This window comes from Methylacidimicrobium sp. AP8 (genome assembly GCF_903064525.1).
In the GTDB taxonomy this organism is placed as follows: Bacteria; Verrucomicrobiota; Verrucomicrobiia; order Methylacidiphilales; family Methylacidiphilaceae; genus Methylacidimicrobium.
Genome location: NZ_LR797830.1, coordinates 850,213 through 867,157 on the forward strand (window position 1 = coordinate 850,213; position 16,945 = coordinate 867,157).

Annotated in this window: 13 protein-coding genes and 3 pseudogenes; 9 read left to right on the forward strand and 7 right to left on the reverse strand. The window is 64.1% G+C overall.

Features of this window, described 5'->3' with window-relative positions:
- Nucleotides 1-912, forward strand: a complete 912-nt coding sequence (locus tag MTHMO_RS03815) for a GntR family transcriptional regulator (protein ID WP_370568215.1) — start codon at nucleotides 1-3, stop codon at nucleotides 910-912.
- Complete coding sequence (locus MTHMO_RS03820; protein ID WP_202213603.1) at nucleotides 909-1,415, forward strand: DoxX family protein; 507 nt, start codon at nucleotides 909-911, stop codon at nucleotides 1,413-1,415. Before MTHMO_RS03815 ends, MTHMO_RS03820 begins: the two co-directional genes overlap by 4 nt.
- A gap of 6 nt (nucleotides 1,416-1,421) precedes the next feature.
- Here the strand turns inward: MTHMO_RS03820 and MTHMO_RS03825 are convergent, their stop codons facing one another.
- Nucleotides 1,422-3,149, reverse strand: a complete 1,728-nt coding sequence (locus MTHMO_RS03825) for an NADPH-dependent assimilatory sulfite reductase hemoprotein subunit (RefSeq protein ID WP_202213604.1) — start codon at nucleotides 3,147-3,149, stop codon at nucleotides 1,422-1,424.
- 100 nt (nucleotides 3,150-3,249) lie between these two features.
- Entirely contained in the window at nucleotides 3,250-3,819 is a 570-nt protein-coding gene (locus tag MTHMO_RS03830) for a thioredoxin family protein (protein WP_202213605.1), read from the reverse strand.
- Nucleotides 3,820-3,989: 170 nt separating this feature from the next.
- On the opposite strand from MTHMO_RS03830, the gene MTHMO_RS03835 reads away from it, so the two are divergent.
- Both MTHMO_RS03835 and MTHMO_RS03840 read left to right on the forward strand, forming a co-directional pair.
- Complete coding sequence (locus tag MTHMO_RS03835; protein WP_202213606.1) at nucleotides 3,990-4,817, forward strand: MOSC domain-containing protein; 828 nt, start codon at nucleotides 3,990-3,992, stop codon at nucleotides 4,815-4,817.
- 119 nt (nucleotides 4,818-4,936) lie between these two features.
- Nucleotides 4,937-5,110 (forward strand): hypothetical protein, encoded by a 174-nt coding sequence (locus tag MTHMO_RS03840; protein WP_202213607.1) that lies wholly within the window; start codon nucleotides 4,937-4,939, stop codon nucleotides 5,108-5,110.
- A 361-nt stretch (nucleotides 5,111-5,471) separates the two neighbouring features.
- On the opposite strand, the gene MTHMO_RS03845 is transcribed toward MTHMO_RS03840, so the two are convergent.
- On the reverse strand, nucleotides 5,472-7,022 hold the full coding sequence (locus tag MTHMO_RS03845; protein ID WP_370568216.1) for an IS1182 family transposase: 1,551 nt from the start codon (nucleotides 7,020-7,022) through the stop codon (nucleotides 5,472-5,474).
- Between the two features lie 475 nt (nucleotides 7,023-7,497).
- Here MTHMO_RS03845 and MTHMO_RS03850 point away from each other — a divergent pair, with 475 nt between their 5' ends.
- Entirely contained in the window at nucleotides 7,498-8,649 is a 1,152-nt protein-coding gene (locus tag MTHMO_RS03850) for an NAD-dependent formate dehydrogenase (protein ID WP_202213608.1), read from the forward strand.
- Here MTHMO_RS03850 and MTHMO_RS03855 read toward each other — a convergent pair.
- A complete protein-coding gene (locus MTHMO_RS03855; RefSeq protein ID WP_202213609.1) occupies nucleotides 8,646-9,671 on the reverse strand; it encodes a LysR family transcriptional regulator in 1,026 nt (341 codons plus the stop codon). The genes MTHMO_RS03850 and MTHMO_RS03855 overlap by 4 nt on opposite strands.
- A gap of 158 nt (nucleotides 9,672-9,829) precedes the next feature.
- Between MTHMO_RS03855 and MTHMO_RS03860 the strand changes: the two are divergent.
- From MTHMO_RS03860 to katG, 4 genes and pseudogenes are all read left to right on the forward strand, one after another.
- Nucleotides 9,830-10,156: pseudogene (locus tag MTHMO_RS03860) on the forward strand (catalase-peroxidase); the annotation flags it as partial.
- A gap of 57 nt (nucleotides 10,157-10,213) precedes the next feature.
- Nucleotides 10,214-10,775 (forward strand): annotated as a pseudogene (locus MTHMO_RS03865) (IS607 family transposase).
- Nucleotides 10,768-12,396 (forward strand): IS200/IS605 family accessory protein TnpB-related protein, encoded by a 1,629-nt coding sequence (locus tag MTHMO_RS03870; RefSeq protein ID WP_202213610.1) that lies wholly within the window; start codon nucleotides 10,768-10,770, stop codon nucleotides 12,394-12,396. The pseudogene MTHMO_RS03865 and the gene MTHMO_RS03870 overlap by 8 nt, the downstream one beginning before the upstream one ends.
- A 33-nt stretch (nucleotides 12,397-12,429) precedes the next feature.
- Nucleotides 12,430-14,286: pseudogene (gene katG / locus MTHMO_RS03875) on the forward strand (catalase/peroxidase HPI); the annotation flags it as partial.
- Nucleotides 14,287-14,506: 220 nt separating this feature from the next.
- Here katG and MTHMO_RS03880 read toward each other — a convergent pair.
- The 3 genes from MTHMO_RS03880 to MTHMO_RS03890 all read right to left on the reverse strand — a co-directional run bounded on the left by MTHMO_RS03880 (nucleotide 14,507) and on the right by MTHMO_RS03890 (nucleotide 16,937).
- Nucleotides 14,507-14,854, reverse strand: a complete 348-nt coding sequence (locus MTHMO_RS03880; RefSeq protein ID WP_202213611.1) for a hypothetical protein — start codon at nucleotides 14,852-14,854, stop codon at nucleotides 14,507-14,509.
- Between the two features lie 104 nt (nucleotides 14,855-14,958).
- Nucleotides 14,959-15,558: a cytochrome c gene (locus tag MTHMO_RS03885; protein ID WP_202213612.1), complete on the reverse strand. Its 600-nt coding sequence runs from the start codon at nucleotides 15,556-15,558 to the stop codon at nucleotides 14,959-14,961.
- Between the two features lie 113 nt (nucleotides 15,559-15,671).
- Nucleotides 15,672-16,937 carry an HlyD family secretion protein gene (locus tag MTHMO_RS03890; protein ID WP_202213613.1) on the reverse strand — a complete coding sequence of 422 codons (1,266 nt, stop codon included), beginning with the start codon at nucleotides 16,935-16,937 and terminating at the stop codon, nucleotides 15,672-15,674.
- Nucleotides 16,938-16,945 lie beyond the last annotated feature (8 nt).

The following is a 16,945-nucleotide window of genomic DNA, read 5'->3' on the forward strand; positions in this document are numbered from 1 at the left end:
ATGAAGAGAAAGGTGTCACGAGGACGGGCGATGACGGGAAAGAAGCGGGTGCAGGCGCGGGCCAGGGCGTCGCGGCCCTTGCCTCGCCATGAAGAGGTGACCCTCTGGTTGCGGGATCAGATCCAATCGCGCTGCTACGCGCAGGGAGACCGGCTCCCGTCGGAAAAGGAGCTGCAGGAGCGATTCCGGGTGAGCCGGATCACCGTCCGGCGGGCGCTCCAGACCCTGGAAGCCGACGGCCTGATCTACCGGCGGCAGGGGGTCGGGTCGTTTGCGGCCGAGGGTCGGCTCCGGCAAGGGCTGGTTCGGCTGACCGACTTTTCGGAGGACATGGTGCAAGCGGGGCTGCGGCCGAGCTCCCGTGTCCTTTTCTACGGCCGGGAAGCGGCAGGTGCACAAGTCGCCAGCTGCCTCGGTCTGCGGGAAGGCGAGCCCTGCGTCCGGCTCGATCGGTTGCGGCTCGGGGACGGGCAGCCGATCGCGCTCGATCAAACCTGGCTTCCGACGGAATACGGGAGAAGGCTGGAAGGACAAGATCTGACGGTGAAGACGATCTACCGGATTCTCGGAGCGGAGTACGGGATTCCGGTGCTGCGCGGACACTACCGGATCGAAGCGGTCGAAGCCGATCCGGCAGTGGCCGAAGCCTTGGGCATCGAGGCGCGCCGACCCCTGCTGCTGATCAGCCGTCTCTCGTACACGACCGGGAACAAGCCGATCTACTTCCAGAAACGCTACTATCGTCCGGACCGGGTTGTCTACGAGGTGGAGCTCGAAAGAGCGAGCCGGCACGATGGAGGCCTGGTGCCGGTAGGGATGCCGCTGCGAAGCTTCGCCCCCGTCTTTCCGCATGCGGGAGGGGAAAGCAAGGGTAAAGATCTGCCCGAAGAGGGCAAGGAGGAGAATGGATGAAGCATGCGGATCGCTGGCTGGCGGTGTTGCGGATCGCGCTGGGTCTTCTCTTCTTGGAAAGCGGGATCCACAAGCTGAGCTGGGGCTCCCGGGAAAGGGGGCTGCCGTTCCCCGTCGTGTCCGAACGGTGGCGCCAGGCCTTGCCCCACCGGCTTTTGGAGTTCGCGGAGAAGAACCCGCTACCTTGGTATCGATCTTTTCTCTACCATGCGGCGATTCCGAACGCGGGCCTGCTCGCCGCCTTGGTCGCCTGGGGGGAGTTCCTGATCGGCCTCTCGCTGGCGATCGGCCTCTTGAGCCGTGCCGCTTCGTTCGCCGGCGGCTTCCTGATGGCTAACTACTTTGTCGCCAACTCCTGGATGGGCCTCTGCCAGCGGAACCTCGATCTCTCGCTCCTGGTCGTCTTCCTGGTCCTCGGATTTGCGGACGCGGGGCGGCGCTGGGGCCTGGACGGTTGGCTCTTCGGTATCGGCAAGCGCGGCGAGAGGCCGGGGGTTGGATGAGCCGGATCAGGCGGATGCCACCGCTCCGGCCGCCGCTTCCTCGTGAAACTGATCGGGAGTAGGGAGGGGGCCGCGCGGCCGGGTCCGGGCCCAATATTGGCTGAAGCTCTCCTCGGGAAGGCGCTCTCGGGCGAATGCTGCGAGGTAGCCATGGACCAGTCCCGGGATCTCTTCGAGGCTTACGCTCCGTCTTTCCAGGCTGGCGAGACGATCGCCGGCGAGGCTGCCGCCCGCATAGAAGGCATACTTCCCGGGCGAGCGGCCGACGAAGGAAAGATCGGCGTTGTAGGGTCGCGAGCAGCCGTTGGGGCATCCGCTCATCCGGATCAAGATAGGCTCCTCCCGAAGCCCGAGTTCTTCGAGGGAGCGGTCGATCTTCTCCATCAGGGAGGAGAAGACCCGCTCGCTTTCCGCGAGGGCGAGTCCGCAGGTGGGAAGGGCCACGCAGGCATGCGCCGTGCGCCGCGCCGCGGTCCTCGGCGGAGAGGTAGGGACGCCGTGCCGGGCAAAGAGCTCCTCGAGCTGGGCCTTTTGTTCGCGCCCGATGCCGACCAAGAAGAGGTTGCCGTTGGCTGTCAGGCGGATCGGAAGGCCGAAATCGGCTGCCGCCTGCCGGAGCGCGCTGCGGAGGCGGGGTCCTCCTTCCCGATCGAGGATGCGGCCGTTTTCGACGAAGAGGCCGAGAAAGAGCTTGCCGTCCCCCTGCTCGTGCCAGCCCAAGGGATCGGCGACCGTGGTGAAGGAAAACGGGCGGGGCGGCTCCGGAGCGAAGGAGAGGCGGGAGGCAACCTCTCGGCGGAGCCAGTCAATGCCCCGATCGAGGAGGAGATACTTGAGGCGGGCTCGCTTGCGGTCTTCTCGGTTGCCGTAGTCCCGCTGAGTGGTCACGACGGCCACCGCCGCTTCCTGTACCCGTTCCTTGGGTACGTAGAAGAGAGGTTCGGCGAGGTGGGGCTGTGTCTGCCGCAGGCCGTGGGTCATTCCATGGCTGCCTCCGACCAGGAGGGTGTACCCCTCCACCTCCTGTCCTCTCGGATGGGCGACAAGGCCGAGGTCGTTCGAGAAGACGTCGACGTCGTTGCGCGGCGGGAGGGCGATTGCGATCTTGAATTTCCGCGGGAGATAGGTCGCCCCGTAGATCGGCTCTTCTTCCTCGGCGGAGCCGCCGTCTCCGATCGGCAGAGGCTCCCCGTCGATCCATACCTCGCTGTAGGCATGGCTCCGGGAAAGGAAGAGCCGGCCCAGTTCGGCGGCGAGCTCCTGGAGCTCGCGATGGATCGTGTCCGCGGTCGGAACGGGTGTCGCAAGCGTGTTGCGGACTACGTCCCCGCACGCCCCCCAGGTAAGGATGCCCGAAGAGATGATTTCGGCGATGGCCCGCCGGAGGTCGATCTTTCGTACCCCGTGGAGCTGGATCCCCTGGCGGGTCGTGATCCGCAGCGTCCCGTTACCGACCGTGCCCGCGAGGTGGTCGAGCACCAAGTACTGCGCGGCGCTCAGCCGGCCGCCGGGAGTTTTGGTCCGGATCATGAAGATCCAGTCCTTGTCGAGGCCGGCCTTTCGCCGTTCGGCTCTCGTATCCCGATTATCCTGCTGGTAGCTCCCGTGGAACTTGAGGATCTGGGCGTCGGTGTCCGAAAAATGGGTGGCGGTCGCGTCGCGAAGCGCGGCGGCAAGGGTTCCCCGGAGCCTTCGGCTCTGTTCCTTGATCTGTTCTACCGGGTTCGAAGACATGCGCCTATTACTCCATAGAGTTACTGTGCAATGCAACGAAAAAAGCCCCTAGGTCGCGGATTTTCGATCTTTTGCTTCCGGCCGGATGCCCGATCTGCGATCAATAATCGGGCTCGTTCCCCGGCTTCCACTTGATGCTGCAGCCGATGCTGGGCCGCTGCTCCGCCGGAGGGGGCTTGCCTGCGAGGACCGCTTCGATGGCGGCTCGGAGCTCGGCGCCCGTGACCGGTATGGAATTTCCGGGACGGCTCGAGTCGTACTGGCCGCGATAGACCAGGCGCTGGTCCCGATCGAACAGGAAGAAATCCGGAGTGCAGGCTGCCCGATAGGCCTTGGCGACCTCCTGCGTTTCGTCGAAAAGGTAGGGGAAGGTGTAGCCTACCTCCTTGGCAACCTTGGCCATCTGCTCAGGGGCGTCGTCGGGATAGCGGACGGGATCGTTGGGATTGATGCCGACCGCGGCCAGCCCGCGGCGTTGGTACTCGGCGACGAGCTTGGCTAAGTGGTGTTGGATATGTTTTACGTAGGGGCAGTGGTTGCAGAGGAAGATCACCAGCAGTGCGGGAGATCCGGCGAAATCGGAAAGAGAGATCCGCTTCCCGGTGGCGTCCGGAAGCGAAAAGGGAGGGGCTTGCGTTCCGAGCGGAGCCATTACAGATGTAGCAGCCATGGCAAGATTGTAAGAGGTACGTCGTGGAGGACAAATCCTTTTTGGGATCGACCAGGGCCGTCAAGGGCGAGCGGTTCTGCTTGCGGGGCTTTCGGTCTTGGGGATAGCTTAGCCGCCGAGATGGGGAGGGAAGCAACGCAATACCAGGGAATCGTCTTACGGAGAACGCCATGAACCCGGGAGGGAAGAGAGTAGGAGAGGTCATCAGTCTGCGGCGCTATCCGGTGAAGTCGATGAAAGGCGAGGAATTGGCGGCCGCTCGCGTCGGCATGCAGGGGATCGTCGGCGACCGCCATTTCGCCTTCCGCGACGTCGAGACCGGAAAGATCGTCAGCGCCAAATACCCGGCCAAGTGGGGGAAGATCTTCGACCTGCCGGTCTCTTGGATTCGCTCTCCGGAGGAGTCGAAGGAGCCCGTCGTCCGTTTCCAGCTTCCGGGAGGAGAGTGGCGGCGGAGCGATGATCCGTCGGCGGCCGAGCCTCTCTCGGCCCTCTTCGGCCGGAAGGTCACCCTGCTCTCCTCCGCGATCGATGGAGCATGCCTTGAGGAGTATTGGCCCGACATCGAAGGGCTCGCCCACCGGGAGGCGACCACGGATGAGAAGATGCCGGCCGGCACCTTTTTCGACGCCGCACCGATCCACCTCATTACGACGGCGACCCTCCGGGCCCTCCGGGAGCTCTATCCGGAAGGCCTCTTCGAAACGCGCCGCTTCCGGCCCAATTTCCTGATCGCGTTGCCGGACGGAGAGCGCGGCTTTGTCGAGAACCTCTGGATCGGGAAGCGGCTCCGGATCGGAGATTCCCTGCGGCTCGAGGTGACGATGGGCTGCGGCCGCTGCGTGATGACGACCCTGGCCCAAGGGGATCTCCCCCAGGATCCAGGCATCCTCAAGACGGCGGCGCGCCATAACCGCGCAGAGGTCGGCGTCTACGCGAAGGTTCTCTCCGAGGGCCGGGTGTGGCGGGGGGCACCGGTCGTCATCGAAGAAGGATAAGCGGCAATTCTTCGGCGGCCTGCGCCGCTCGGTCCGTCCGGGTGCCCCGGGACCTTGCTCCCGATGCACCGGAACATTGCGCTTGCACCGGCGCTGCTCGCCCCGTAAAGAAAGGGGCTATGAAATCCTTGAGCGTTCTCTCCCTGCTGTCGGTTCTGCTCTTCGGCGTCGCGGGCACCCTTCACGCCGACTCGATGCTCGCCAAGAAGAAGGCCCAGTGCGCATGCGCGGAAAAGTGTGCCAAGAAAAAGGCTTGCGCGGTCCATAAGCACGAAGACTGCGATTGTTCGTAATCGGCCGGTGCGCCAGGATCCCGGAGCGGGCGGCTGCTGAGCCGCCCGCGCTTTTTTTCCCCTTGGTTTCTCTTGAGCTTGGCGTTACCGCCGGCGCAAGTCGGCTCCCCTCTCGCAACGGGGGAGCACGCGCGGCCTGATCCGGTTGTCGGGGCGTCGCGGCCGAAGAAGGCGCCGGATGCTAGCGGCCATTTCTCACAAGCTTTCTCCTACGGCTTGCAAAACGGGCTCGTCTGCTTCGCTCCCGCTTGGTTTTCCATCCTCGCAGTATGTCTTCATACAGCTCCGGTGGAAAACCTGCGCCCCTCGCACCCAAGCCCATTTGCGGCGCCTCGGCTACGAAATTTGTGAGAAATGGCCGCTAGCAGCTTGTCGGGGTTAATGCGAGAGAGCCGCAATGGTTGCGAAACCTCCCTTCCGGGGTGGCAAGAATTTTCCTGCCGAAGCCCAAAAGCGCAGAAGTCGAGACCGCAACCAGCGCGCCGAGGAGGGTGGAGAGCGAGGCGATGCTGGGAGATCCGGTAATCCCTCCTTGGCTAGGCCCGATTCGGCGTCCTCCCATAAGCTTCCAAAGGCGCTTGAAGTTGTACGCCAAGCAGACCAACGACCATTCGCCCTGGACTTTGGCTTGCCCGCGGAGCCGAAACGCTCGGAAGCCCATCACCGATTTAATGATGCCGAAGACTGGTTCGACGGTCTGCTTGCGTCGAGCATAAAGGCGGCGGCCGTCCGGGCTGGCGAGCTTTTCGATCATCTTCCGTCTCCACGGGGCGGTATATTCAACAGGCTTCTCCCGACGACGATCGGCGGGTCGGAACTCGTATCGCCGACGACATTCCAGAGCTTCAGCCCTCATCGCACAGTAGACTTCGATTCCCTCCGCCTGCAGAGCCTCGACCTGTTCGCCATTGGCATAACCGGTGTCCACCAGCACTGCACGGACCCGACCGGCTTCCGTAGGAATGGCCCGCACGTCGGCTTCCAACTCGCCGATGTCGTTGGCGCAGACGCTCACCCGAGCCGAAAGCACCAAGGCACTCCCGTCCGCATCCACGGCCGCCTGCGCATTGTAGCTCTGTTCAAAGGCTTCGTTTCGGCTCCTGCGCATCAGCCGGCTCTCGGGATCGGTCAGGTTGGCTTGCTCCTCCGCCCCAGGCTTCTCCTCCGGAGGGTGGATATGCCGCCCTTTGGCACTCCCCTTGCGCGCTTCCCGTTCTTTTCCCTTCCGCTCGTAATCCGCACGCTCCCGCTCCGCTCGCTCCTTGGCCCGTTCCTCCAGCCGGCGTTGCGCTTCCTCCAGCTTTGCCTGGAGCCGCTCCCGCCGACCAATCTCCTCAGGTAGCTTGCCCGGATCCGCTTCCTCTCTCCGGTCCGCTTCCTCCGCCCTCTTCAAGAGATCTGCCACATCCGCCCGCAGAAGCTCCACCAGTTCTCCGGCCCGCTCGTAGGTCACATTCCGATGCTTGCTCGCGTTGGCCCGAATCTTCGTCCCGTCGACACTCACCCCCCCGACCTTCAAAAGCTTCATCTCCCGGGCCAACTCCAAGACCTTCAAAAAGCAGTCCGCCACCGCAGCAAAGTTCTCCCGCCGAAACCGGCAGATCGTGTCGTGATCCGGATGGGTGTTCGCACAAAGATAACGCACCGCCACATCCCGCCGCGTCGCCGCCTCGATCCGTCGACTCGAAAAGATCCCGTTGGCGTAGCAATAAATCAAAAGCGAGAGCATCATCGACGGCGGATACTGTGCGTCCCCAGTCCCGCGTACGTTCACCCGAAAGCCCCGCAGATCCATCCTCTCCACCGCCTCGATGACAAAATGCACCAAGTCGTCCTCCTCCACCCAATCTCGCAGGTCCTCGGGCAAAAGCATCGGCGTCATCCGATCCACCGTCACAAATCGCTCAGCCATGCCCTCTTTTACCATATTCCAGAAGGAAAAGGAAAGTCCGACAGGCTGCTAGGCGCCATTTTTCCGCTTGGTTTTTCCTGCCCGCAGTATTCTTCCTGCAGCTCCGGTCGAAAACCTGCGCCGCGCCTTCCCACTCAAGCCTATTTGCGGCGCCTCGGCTACGAAGTGTGTGAGAAATGGCGGCTCGCTGCGCGGATCGGCCGCGCGTCGCCGGCACGACGGTGTACGAGCGGATCGCAAGCATCCTGCGGGACCCGGTCGCTTGACCGGCCGGTTCCCTGTCGGCCGCCGCTTCCGGGCAAGAAAAGGCTTCCGAAAAGGGATTCTCCGTCTCGGCGCCCATAACCAGGCGCAATCGGATCATAAGAAAACGTTATTTCCATGATCATCGCCTAAGCGGTTATGCTTCAAAAGCGGCCTTGCTCAATACGTGAGAGCGGCCTTTGTTTCGAAACGATGATGGAGAGGAAAAGACATGAAGATCCTATGCGTTCTCTACGATGATCCCGTAAACGGGTATCCCCCGAAGTATGCCCGGGATTCGATCCCGGTGATCAAGCGCTATCCCGACGGCCAAACGACCCCCAGCCCCGAGCGGATCGATTTCCGGCCGGGCGAGCTCCTGGGCTGCGTTTCCGGGGAGCTGGGCCTCCGCCGGTTTCTCGAGGAACGGGGCCATACCCTGGTCGTGACTTCGGACAAGGATGGGCCGAACTCGCGCTTCGAGCGGGAGCTCCCCGATAGCGACGTGGTCATCTCGCAGCCTTTTTGGCCCGCTTACCTGACCCGCGAGCGGATCGAGAAAGCGGCGAAGCTCAAGCTGGCGATCACGGCGGGAATCGGTTCCGACCATGTCGACCTGAAGGCGGCCAACGAAAGAAAGATTACGGTGGCGGAGGTCACCTACAGCAACAGCATCAGCGTCGCCGAGCATGTGGTGATGATGATTCTCTCCCTGGTCCGGAACTACCTCCCCTCCCACGACTGGGTGCGGCGCGGCGGCTGGAACATCGCCGACTGCGTGGAGCGGGCCTACGACCTCGAAGGGATGCAGGTGGGGACGGTCGCGGCGGGCCGGATCGGCCTAGCCGTCCTGCGGCGCCTCAAGCCCTTCGACGTCGGCCTCCATTACACCGATCGCCACCGGCTGCCGCCGGAGGTCGAGGCGGAGCTGGGCCTCACTTACCATCCCGACGCGGCTTCGATGGTCCCCCACTGCGACGTCGTCACGATCAACTGCCCCCTCCATCCGGAGACCGAGCATCTCTTCAACGACGCGCTTTTGTCCAAGATGAAGCGGGGCTCCTATATTGTGAACACGGCGCGTGCCAAGATCTGCGACCGGGACGCCATCGTCCGGGCCTTGGAGAGCGGCCGGCTTGCCGGCTACGCCGGGGACGTCTGGTTTCCGCAGCCGCCTCCGAAGGATCATCCCTGGAGGACGATGCCTCATGAGGGGATGACCCCGCATGTTTCCGGGACGACTCTCTCGGCCCAGGCTCGCTATGCGGCGGGAGTCCGGGAGATCCTGGAATGCTGGTTCGACGGGAAGCCGATCCGCAAGGAGTACCTGATCGCCGAAGGGGGCAGCCTGGCCGGGGTGGGCGCACACTCCTACAGCGTCTAGCCGCTGCTCGAAGCCGGAAGGCCGCCGCGGGCTAGCGGATCGCGGCTCCCCTGGAGCAGATCGAGGAACGCGGCGGCCGCGGCGGAGCGCTTGGTCGGAGGGGCAGCGAGGACGGCAAGGCGCCACCACAATCCCTCGGGGGGGTTGATCCGCAGCGCCGCAAGCTCGGGATATTCCTCCCGGAGCACGCTGGCGGCCACGAAGCCGATCCCGAGCCCTGCCCGGGCGGCTTCGATGACACCCTGGGCGCTGGGTAGCTCGACATGGCCCGGCGGCTCGATCCGCAGCCTTGCGAAGGCCCGCTCGACGGCCCGGCGGACGCCGGAATCGGCCTCCCGCCAGAGCACCTTTTCCCTTTTGAGGTCACGCAGCGCGACCCCTCGAGGGAAGTCGCGCGCCAGCCGACTTTCCCGGCGGGCCACGACCAGAATCTCTTCGCGGATCCAAGGTATCCGGACGTAGTCCGGCGGAGGGCGTCCGCAAAGCGGCTCTTCGACGAATACCAGATCGAAATCCTCCGCGCGACCGGCGATCTCCCGGGAGGAGCCGATCTCCATCTCCACCCGAATGCCCGGGTAATGGTCCTGAAAAGCAACCAAAGGACAGGGCAGGTAGTGGCTTCCGATCGTGACGGTCAGGGCGATCCGGAGCCGGCCCTCGATCCGGCTCTGCAGCCGCTGGACGAATTCGCGGGCGGCCGCGACCCCTTCGGCGACCCGAAAGGCATGCTTGCGCAGCTCTTCCCCGGCGGGTGTAAGACGGAGGCGGCCCTGCTCGAAACGGCACAATGGATCGCCGACCGCTTCCCGCAGCTTCCGCAACTGAGCCGAAACCGCCGCTTGGACCACATGGAGGCGGCGGGCGGCCAGGCTGACGCTGCCCAGCTCGGCCACGAGCGCAAAGGCCACCAGCTGGCTGGGATGAAGATCGGGAAGGCCGGAAGCTACCCTATTGGCGATCTTGCTCGCCGCGCGTCGCTTGCCGCTGTGCGAATCCGGGATGATCTCCACGCGGGATCGCATCGTATGCTCCGACTCCTCCCGGAAGCAATCGAAAGGAGCGAGCATCCTGGGCCGGCCGGAGCTTCGCACCGATGGCAAAGGGATTGGGGTTGTCCGTCTAAGCGATTCCAGCTAGCAATCTCTTCAGTGTGCCCGATCACCGTAACGCAAAGGAATCCATGACGACCGAATCGAGCTGTCCGTTCCACCGCACCGCCACGACGGGCGGCCTTAAGACCAGCGAAGATTGGTGGCCCGACCGGCTCAATCTCCGGATCCTGCGCCAGAACTCCCCGTTATCGGACCCGATGGGCCCGGGCTTCGATTACGCGAAGGAGTTCCGGAGTCTTGATCTGGATTCGGTGAAAGCCGATCTCCGCGCGCTAATGACGGACTCGCAAGATTGGTGGCCGGCCGATTTCGGCCATTACGGACCGCTCTTTGTCCGCATGGCCTGGCACAGCGCCGGCACCTACCGCGTGGGCGACGGCCGCGGCGGCGCGGGGCTGCCAGCAGCTAAAAAATATATGGACACATAGCAAGTTTAATGGCAGTATGTCCGAGTGAAGTTGAGTGTCTGGGCCAAGCGGCAGGGCGTCTGCTACAAGACGGCCTGGCGGATGTGGAAGGAGGGGCGTTTGCCCGTTCCGGCCGAGCAGTTGCCGACCGGAACGGTGATCGTGCATGCGGAGCCCTCGCAACCCAATGGGGTCGCCCTTTACGCACGGGTATCGAGCTCCGATCAGAAAGCGGATCTGGACCGGCAATTGGCTCGGCTGACCGAGTTCGCGCTGAGCAAACGGTTGCCGATCGTCAAGGCCCTCAAGGAGGTCGGCTCCGGAATGAACGGCCATCGGAAAGGCATGATCGGGCTCTTGCGTGATCCGAAGGTTGGCGTCATTCTGGTGGAGCATCGGGACCGGCTGATGCGCTTCGGCTTGGAGTACGTGGAAGCGGCTTCTGTACGCGCAGAGCCGATCGGTTCTAGTGGTCGATCCGGACGAGATGACCGACGATATCGTGCGCGACCTGCACGAGGTCATAGTTTCGATGTGTGCCAGGCTTTACGGGAAGCGATCCGCCCAGAACCGCGCCAAGAAGGCGCTGGAAGCGATCCATGAGTAAGCTCCCGGTTGTCACCTACCAGACCCGTTTGCGGCTCACACCCGAGCAGTCGGCGTCGCTTGATGTCTATGCGGAACTCTACGGGCGGGCGCAGCGGACTCTTTTCGCCAAGATGCGGGCTGGCGCATCCATAAACGAGCTCAAGCGGTCGTTCCTGCGCCGGTTCGGCCTCACCGCCCGGCAGTTCAACGCCATTCGGGTCGAGCTCGAAGGCAAGATCGCCTCGATCCGGGAAAGGCGGCCTGAGTTGATCGAGGAGTTACAAGCACGAATCAAGAGAGGCCAGAAAGCAATCATCAGGCTTGAGAAGAAAGCGCCTGGATCGAACACCCTGCATCAGAAAAAGCGTCGGCTTGCCATCCTCCAGGCCAAACTCGCCGCTCTGAGCGCCGATCAGGAGTCCGGCCGGGTCCGGCTCTGTTTCGGTTCCCGCCGCCTCTTCCGCAAGCAGTTTGCCCTGGAAGAGAACGGATACGCCAGCCACGCCGATTGGAAGAAGGATTGGCAGGCGGAGCGGAGCAGCCAGTTCTTTGTTCTTGGATCAAAGGACGAGACATTGGGCAACCAGTCCTGCCAGGCGGTAGCCGAACCGGACGGCGGCCTACGGCTGCGGTTGCGGCTGCCGAACGGATTGGGGGAACCAAGCAAGCATCTGGTGATTGAGGGTGTTCGCTTCGCCTACGGCCAGGAAGCGATCCTCCAGGCCCTCTCCGTCGGCCGGGTCGTGACCGCACAAACCAAGACGGGGAAGCTCGTCCGCAAGCGGGAGGGATCCGCCGTAAGCTACCGCTTCGTGCGGGACCGGAAGGGCTGGCGGGTGTTCGTGAGCGTCGAGGCGCAACCGGTTGCCCTGGCGACACGCCGCCTTGCCGGAGCGATCGGCGTTGACATTAACCCGGATCATCTTGCCTTGGCCGAAACGGATCGCTTTGGGAATCTCGTGGGAATCCGCCGGATCGGATTGCATCTCTATGGGAAGAGCGAGGAGCAGGCGAAAGCCGCGATCGGCGATGCGTGCCGACAGATCGCCCGGGCCTGCGCCGAATCGGGCAAGCCGCTCGTGATCGAGCGATTGGATCTTCGCAAGCGGAGGGCCGAACTCGAGTCGGTCGATCCCGTCCGGGCTCGCTCGCTCTCATCCTTCGCCTACGCCAAGACGATCTCCATGCTCAAGGCGGCTGCCTTTCGCGCCGGTGTGGAAATGATCGAAGTCGACCCGGCCTACACTTCCGTGATTGGCGCGGTCAACCACGCGCGCCGTCACGGCATCGGTTCTCACCAGGGCGCGGCCTACGCCATCGCCCGGAGAGGATTGGGCCTATCCGAGCGCCCGTCCGTGCGGGAGGCCGTCGTGCCGACCCGCAATGGCGGCCACGTCACCTTCGCCCTACCCGCGAGGAATCGGACGAAGCATGTGTGGTCGTTCTGGTCGGACGTTCGGAAGGGGCTCAAAGCGGCGCATGCAGCGCATGCCCGGTCGGGAGGCAACCGCTTGCCTCCCGCGCCTCTGCTCCCGAAAGCGCGGGCATTGGGCGCTACCCGGACTTTGTCGGCGAAACCCCGGCACGCGAATCGTCGGCAACACTGTTCGGCCGACGTCGTGGACGATCTTCCCTGGTAGGGGAATGGTTGTCTATGGTTTTAGGAACGGTCCGGGCAGCAGCGTTTTGCGCCGCTCAACAGCTGGCCGGACAACGTCCTTCTCGACAAGGCGCGCCGGCTCCTCTGGCCGGTCAAGAAGAAGTATGGTCGGAGGATCTCCTGGGCCGACCTGATCATTCTCGCCGGCAACGTGGCCCTCGAGTCGATGGGCCTCAAGACCTTCGGCTTCGGCGGCGGGCGCGTGGACGCTTGGGAACCGGATGAGTCGGTCTACTGGGGCTCGGAGGGCAAATGGCTGGAAGACAAGCGCCACTCCGATAACCGGGCGCTGGAGAATCCACTGGCCGCCGTGCAGATGGGGCTGATCTACGTAAACCCGGAAGGCCCGGACGGCAAGCCGGACCCTGTGGCGGCGGCGGTCGACATCCGTGAGACTTTCGCGCGTATGGCGATGAACGATGAGGAGACGGTGGCCCTGATCGCGGGCGGCCACACCTTCGGCAAGGCGCACGGAGCCGGGCCGGCCTCTTTCGTCGGTCCCGAGCCGGAGGCGGCGGACATTACCGAGCAAGGTCTCGGCTGGCGAAGCCGCTTCCGGAGCGGCAAGGGCGCCGACGCGATCGGCAGCGGTTTGGAGGTCATCTGGAGCAGGACCCCCACGCGGTGGAGCGGCGATTTCTTCCACTTTCTCTTCGAATACGAGTGGGAGCTGACCAAAAGCCCGACCGACGCTTGGCAATGGGTTGCAAAGGATGCGCCGGAGGTCGTCCCGGACCCGTTCGATTCCGGCAAAAAGCGCCGCCCGACCATGCTGACCACCGACCTTTCGCTCCGGTTCGACCCGGCGTACGAGAAGATCTCGCGCTTCTACTACGAGCATCCGGATGCCTTCGCCGATGCCTTCGCGCGCGCCTGGTTCAAGCTTACCCATCGGGACATGGGCCCGCGCGCCCGTTACTTAGGCCCCGAGCTTCCGAAAGAGGATCTGCTTTGGCAGGACCCGATCCCCGCCGTCGATCATCCCTTGATCGAAGCCGAGGACGTTGCGGCGCTCAAGCTCAAGATCTTGGCTTCGGGATTGTCGGTGCGGGAGCTCGTCTCCACCGCCTGGGCGTCGGCCTCGACCTTCCGCGGCTCGGACAAGCGGGGCGGCGCCAACGGCGCCCGGATCCGCCTGAGCCCGCAGAAGGATTGGGAGGCCAATGAACCGGCGCAGCTCTCCAGGGTGTTGGCAGTCCTGGAAGGAATCCGGGACGAATTCAACGCACGGGCGACGGCGGGCAAGAAGGTGTCGCTTGCCGACCTGATCGTGCTCGGCGGATGCGCCGGTGTGGAGCATGCGGCGAACAAGGCGGGCTATGCGGTCAGCGTGCCGTTTGCGCCCGGCCGTATGGACGCCCTGGCGGAGCAGACCGACGCCGAATCCTTTGCCATGCTTGAGCCGCAGGCGGACGGCTTTCGGAACTTCCGCAAGGCGAAGCTGGCCGTCCGCGGCGAGGCGATGCTCGTCGATCGGGCGCAGTTGCTCACGCTCACCGCCCCGGAAATGACTGTGCTCGTCGGCGGGATGCGGGCGATGGATACCAACGTGGGCGCGACCCGCCACGGGGTCTTTACGCATCGACCGGGGGCACTATCGAACGACTTTTTCGTCAATCTGCTCGACATGGGAACGGAATGGAAGGCGGTGGACGACAACGAGGAGCTTTTCCAAGGACGAGACCGGAAAACGGGTCACCTCCGGTGGACTGCTACACGCGTGGATTTGATCTTCGGCTCGCATTCCGAGCTGCGGGCTCTGGCCGAGGTTTACGGCAGCGCCGATGCGGAAGAGAAGTTCGTGAACGACTTCGTCGCCGCCTGGAACAAGGTGATGAACCTCGACCGGTTCGACCTGTCGCGCTCTTGAAGCGGCCCTAGCGGCCATTTCTCACAAGCTTTCTCCTACGGCTTGCAAAACGGGCTCGTCTGCTTCGTTGGGCTTGGTTTTCCATCCTCGCAGTATGTCTTCATACAGCTCCGGTGGAAAACCTGCGCCCGCCTCGCACCCAAGCCCATTTGCGGCGCCTCGGCTACGAAATTTGTGAGAAATGGCCGCTAGCCGGTCCTCTTTGGATCGGCTTGCGCCTTTATGGGCTCGCTTTAGCCTTCTCGCCTTCCCCCTTGGGGTTGCCAATCTGGACGGTGTTCGCCTGGAGCTTATCGCCCGCCTTGCGGGCGTGAATCACCACGCGCTCCCCGGGGAGGAGATCGGCGGCCGTGGCGGGCTCCTTCGCCTTCCCTTTGGAGATCTGCGAACGGTCGGTCAGCTCGACGGGAACCGACTTGCCGTCGCGCGACTTCACCGTGACCACGTTCCCTTCCACGGAAGCCACCACCCCGATGACGTGGATCTCATTGCCGTGGGCGAAGCTCGAAACCACGCCCGAACCCAAGAGCAAGCAGGAAAGCAGAACTCCAACCGCGCTGTGCCTCATTGACCGATCCTCCCGTTTTTCGATTGTTCCGCCGTGCGCCCGCCTTCTGCGCCCTTGCGGAAGGTCGACTGCGACCGGAAGCCTACCGGCTGCCCGAGCTCCGTTCAAGGAGAGCTTTTCTCCTCTCCTTCCAGGAAGCGCTCTTCCTCTTCCTCCTCTTGGCGCTCCTTCGGGCCCTTCGGGTTGAGCTTCTCCATCTGGACTTCCTCCTCGCGCGTGAGCTTCGGCAGGTGCCGGAGGAAGAGCACGAGCTTCCAGCTCTCCGCATCGTGGCCTTCTTCCCCCCAAGCGGGCATTCCGGTGAGCCGGATTCCGTTATGGATGATGTAGTAGAGCTCTCCGTCGGTGAGGCGCTGGGTCTCCTCCTTCCGCATATCGGGAGGCCGCGGATAGAGGTTCTTGCCCATCTCGGTCTGGCCGCTTCCGTTGTTGGCGTGGCATTGGGCGCAATGGTCGGCGTAGTGCTCCATTCCCTGCCGTATCCATTCGGGGGTCGGGGGGAAAGGATTCTGCCGGTAGCGTTCTTCCGCGGGGATCGAGAGCCGGTAGATCCGCTTGGCCAGGAAGGCTTCCCAGGCGGGCGGGGCTTCGCGGGCTCCGAATCCCTGGCGGATCGCGAGAACAATCCCCAGGAGGGTGAGGGCGCCAAGGAGGGCGAGCCCGCCGATCAATGTTCTCCAGAGAAAAACGACCTTCCGCAGCATGCCGACCTCCTCTTTGGGTGCAGAAACAATAGGAAGCTTTCCCGGGCGGGGTCCAGGCAAGAACGCTTTCCCGGAGCTGCCCGCGCGCGGGCCGGCCGGCGCTCTTGGATCCGTCAGGGGACTGCCGGGTGTCCCGCGGGCATGCGGTTGGCTTCGATGATTCTCTGAATTGCTTCGGCGGCGCCGCGCAGCTCGACCTCTTCGTCGTAGACCGAAGTGGTGTAGTCGGAGCGATAAGCGCTAGGCGGAATCTCGGTTATGGGCTCCAGGACCGAGCGGCCGCGCCGCCACACGTCGATCCTGGTCACGCAGGATAGGCCCGGGCGTAGCGGATGCTTGCGAAGCTCGTCGGGGTCGATCCGTATGCGGACCGGTACGCGTTCGACGATGTGGATATAGTTGCCCGTAGCGTTTTCCGGCGGCAGCAGCCCCAGGTTGTTCCCCGCGCTCGGGACAATGCCTTCCACGACGCCGCGGTAGCGGACTTTGCGATGGTAAAGATCGACCGTGATCCGGGCGGGCTGGCCCGGCCGGACGTGGGTCAATTCCACCTCCCGGTAGTTGGCCTCGACCCAAAGATAATCCAAGGGAATGATGAAGAGCAGCGTCTTCTCGGGGAGGACCTCATCGCCGGGCTGGACCGCCCGCTTGGCGACGTAGCCCGAAACCGGGGCGACGACGTTGCGCCGGATGTGATCGAGATAGGCGCTGCGGTAGAGGGCGGCCGCGCGGAGGACCTCCGGGTTGGTGGCGACCGTCGTACCGTGAACCCGCGCTTCGACGCTGGCAAGCTGGTCTTGGAGATCCCGGAGAACCGACTCGGCCTCGCGAAGCTGCCACTGGGTATCCTCGACGAGCTGGTAGGAGACCGCTCCTTCGGCGACCACGCTCTGGTAGCGGGCGAGGTCGGAGCGCGCGCGGTAGACGACTGCCTGCTGAGCCGCGATCCGGCTTCGGAGAGTGGCCGCCTGCCGGAAGAGCGTTTCGACCCGGCGGACCGCGTCGGCCAGCTCCGCTTCGGCGTGCTGGAGCGCCACCTTGGTCTTCACTCCGTCGAGGCGGACGAGGACCTCTCCCTTTCGGACGTACCGGGTCGAATCGGTACGAACCTCGGTGACGGTGCCGGCCACTTGGGCCTTGAGCGGCACTAGGTTCCCGGTCACGTAGGCGTCGTTGGTGATGATCCAGAAGCGTCCCCAGAAAAGCCAGTAGAGGAAAACGGCGGCCGCCAGCGCCCCGAAGATCGCCGTAAGGAGGCGCAACCGGCGGGAGCGCGCTTCGACCAGGGTGGGAAATCTCCCGCGCCGCGCCTCATCCGGAGGGGGGAAGAAGCGTCTCCAGAGAAGGACGAGGCGTTCCCAAAATCGAGGGCGGGGCATGGAGGAAC

Excerpts from the sequence above, each read along its gene's own strand:
- MTHMO_RS03820 (WP_202213603.1), top strand. The coding sequence starts at position 909 with ATGAAGCATGCGGATCGCTGGCTGGCGGTGTTGCGGATCGCGCTGGGT.
- MTHMO_RS03885 (WP_202213612.1), bottom strand. The coding sequence starts at position 15,558 with ATGCTGCGGAAGGTCGTTTTTCTCTGGAGAACATTGATCGGCGGGCTC.
- MTHMO_RS03850 (WP_202213608.1), top strand. The coding sequence starts at position 7,498 with ATGAAGATCCTATGCGTTCTCTACGATGATCCCGTAAACGGGTATCCC.
- MTHMO_RS03840 (WP_202213607.1), top strand. The coding sequence starts at position 4,937 with ATGAAATCCTTGAGCGTTCTCTCCCTGCTGTCGGTTCTGCTCTTCGGC.
- MTHMO_RS03845 (WP_370568216.1), bottom strand. The coding sequence starts at position 7,022 with ATGGCTGAGCGATTTGTGACGGTGGATCGGATGACGCCGATGCTTTTG.
- MTHMO_RS03815 (WP_370568215.1), top strand. The coding sequence starts at position 1 with ATGAAGAGAAAGGTGTCACGAGGACGGGCGATGACGGGAAAGAAGCGG.
- MTHMO_RS03835 (WP_202213606.1), top strand. The coding sequence starts at position 3,990 with ATGAACCCGGGAGGGAAGAGAGTAGGAGAGGTCATCAGTCTGCGGCGC.
- MTHMO_RS03890 (WP_202213613.1), bottom strand. The coding sequence starts at position 16,937 with ATGCCCCGCCCTCGATTTTGGGAACGCCTCGTCCTTCTCTGGAGACGC.
- MTHMO_RS03830 (WP_202213605.1), bottom strand. The coding sequence starts at position 3,819 with ATGGCTGCTACATCTGTAATGGCTCCGCTCGGAACGCAAGCCCCTCCC.
- MTHMO_RS03825 (WP_202213604.1), bottom strand. The coding sequence starts at position 3,149 with ATGTCTTCGAACCCGGTAGAACAGATCAAGGAACAGAGCCGAAGGCTC.
- MTHMO_RS03855 (WP_202213609.1), bottom strand. The coding sequence starts at position 9,671 with ATGCGATCCCGCGTGGAGATCATCCCGGATTCGCACAGCGGCAAGCGA.
- MTHMO_RS03870 (WP_202213610.1), top strand. The coding sequence starts at position 10,768 with ATGAGTAAGCTCCCGGTTGTCACCTACCAGACCCGTTTGCGGCTCACA.
- MTHMO_RS03880 (WP_202213611.1), bottom strand. The coding sequence starts at position 14,854 with ATGAGGCACAGCGCGGTTGGAGTTCTGCTTTCCTGCTTGCTCTTGGGT.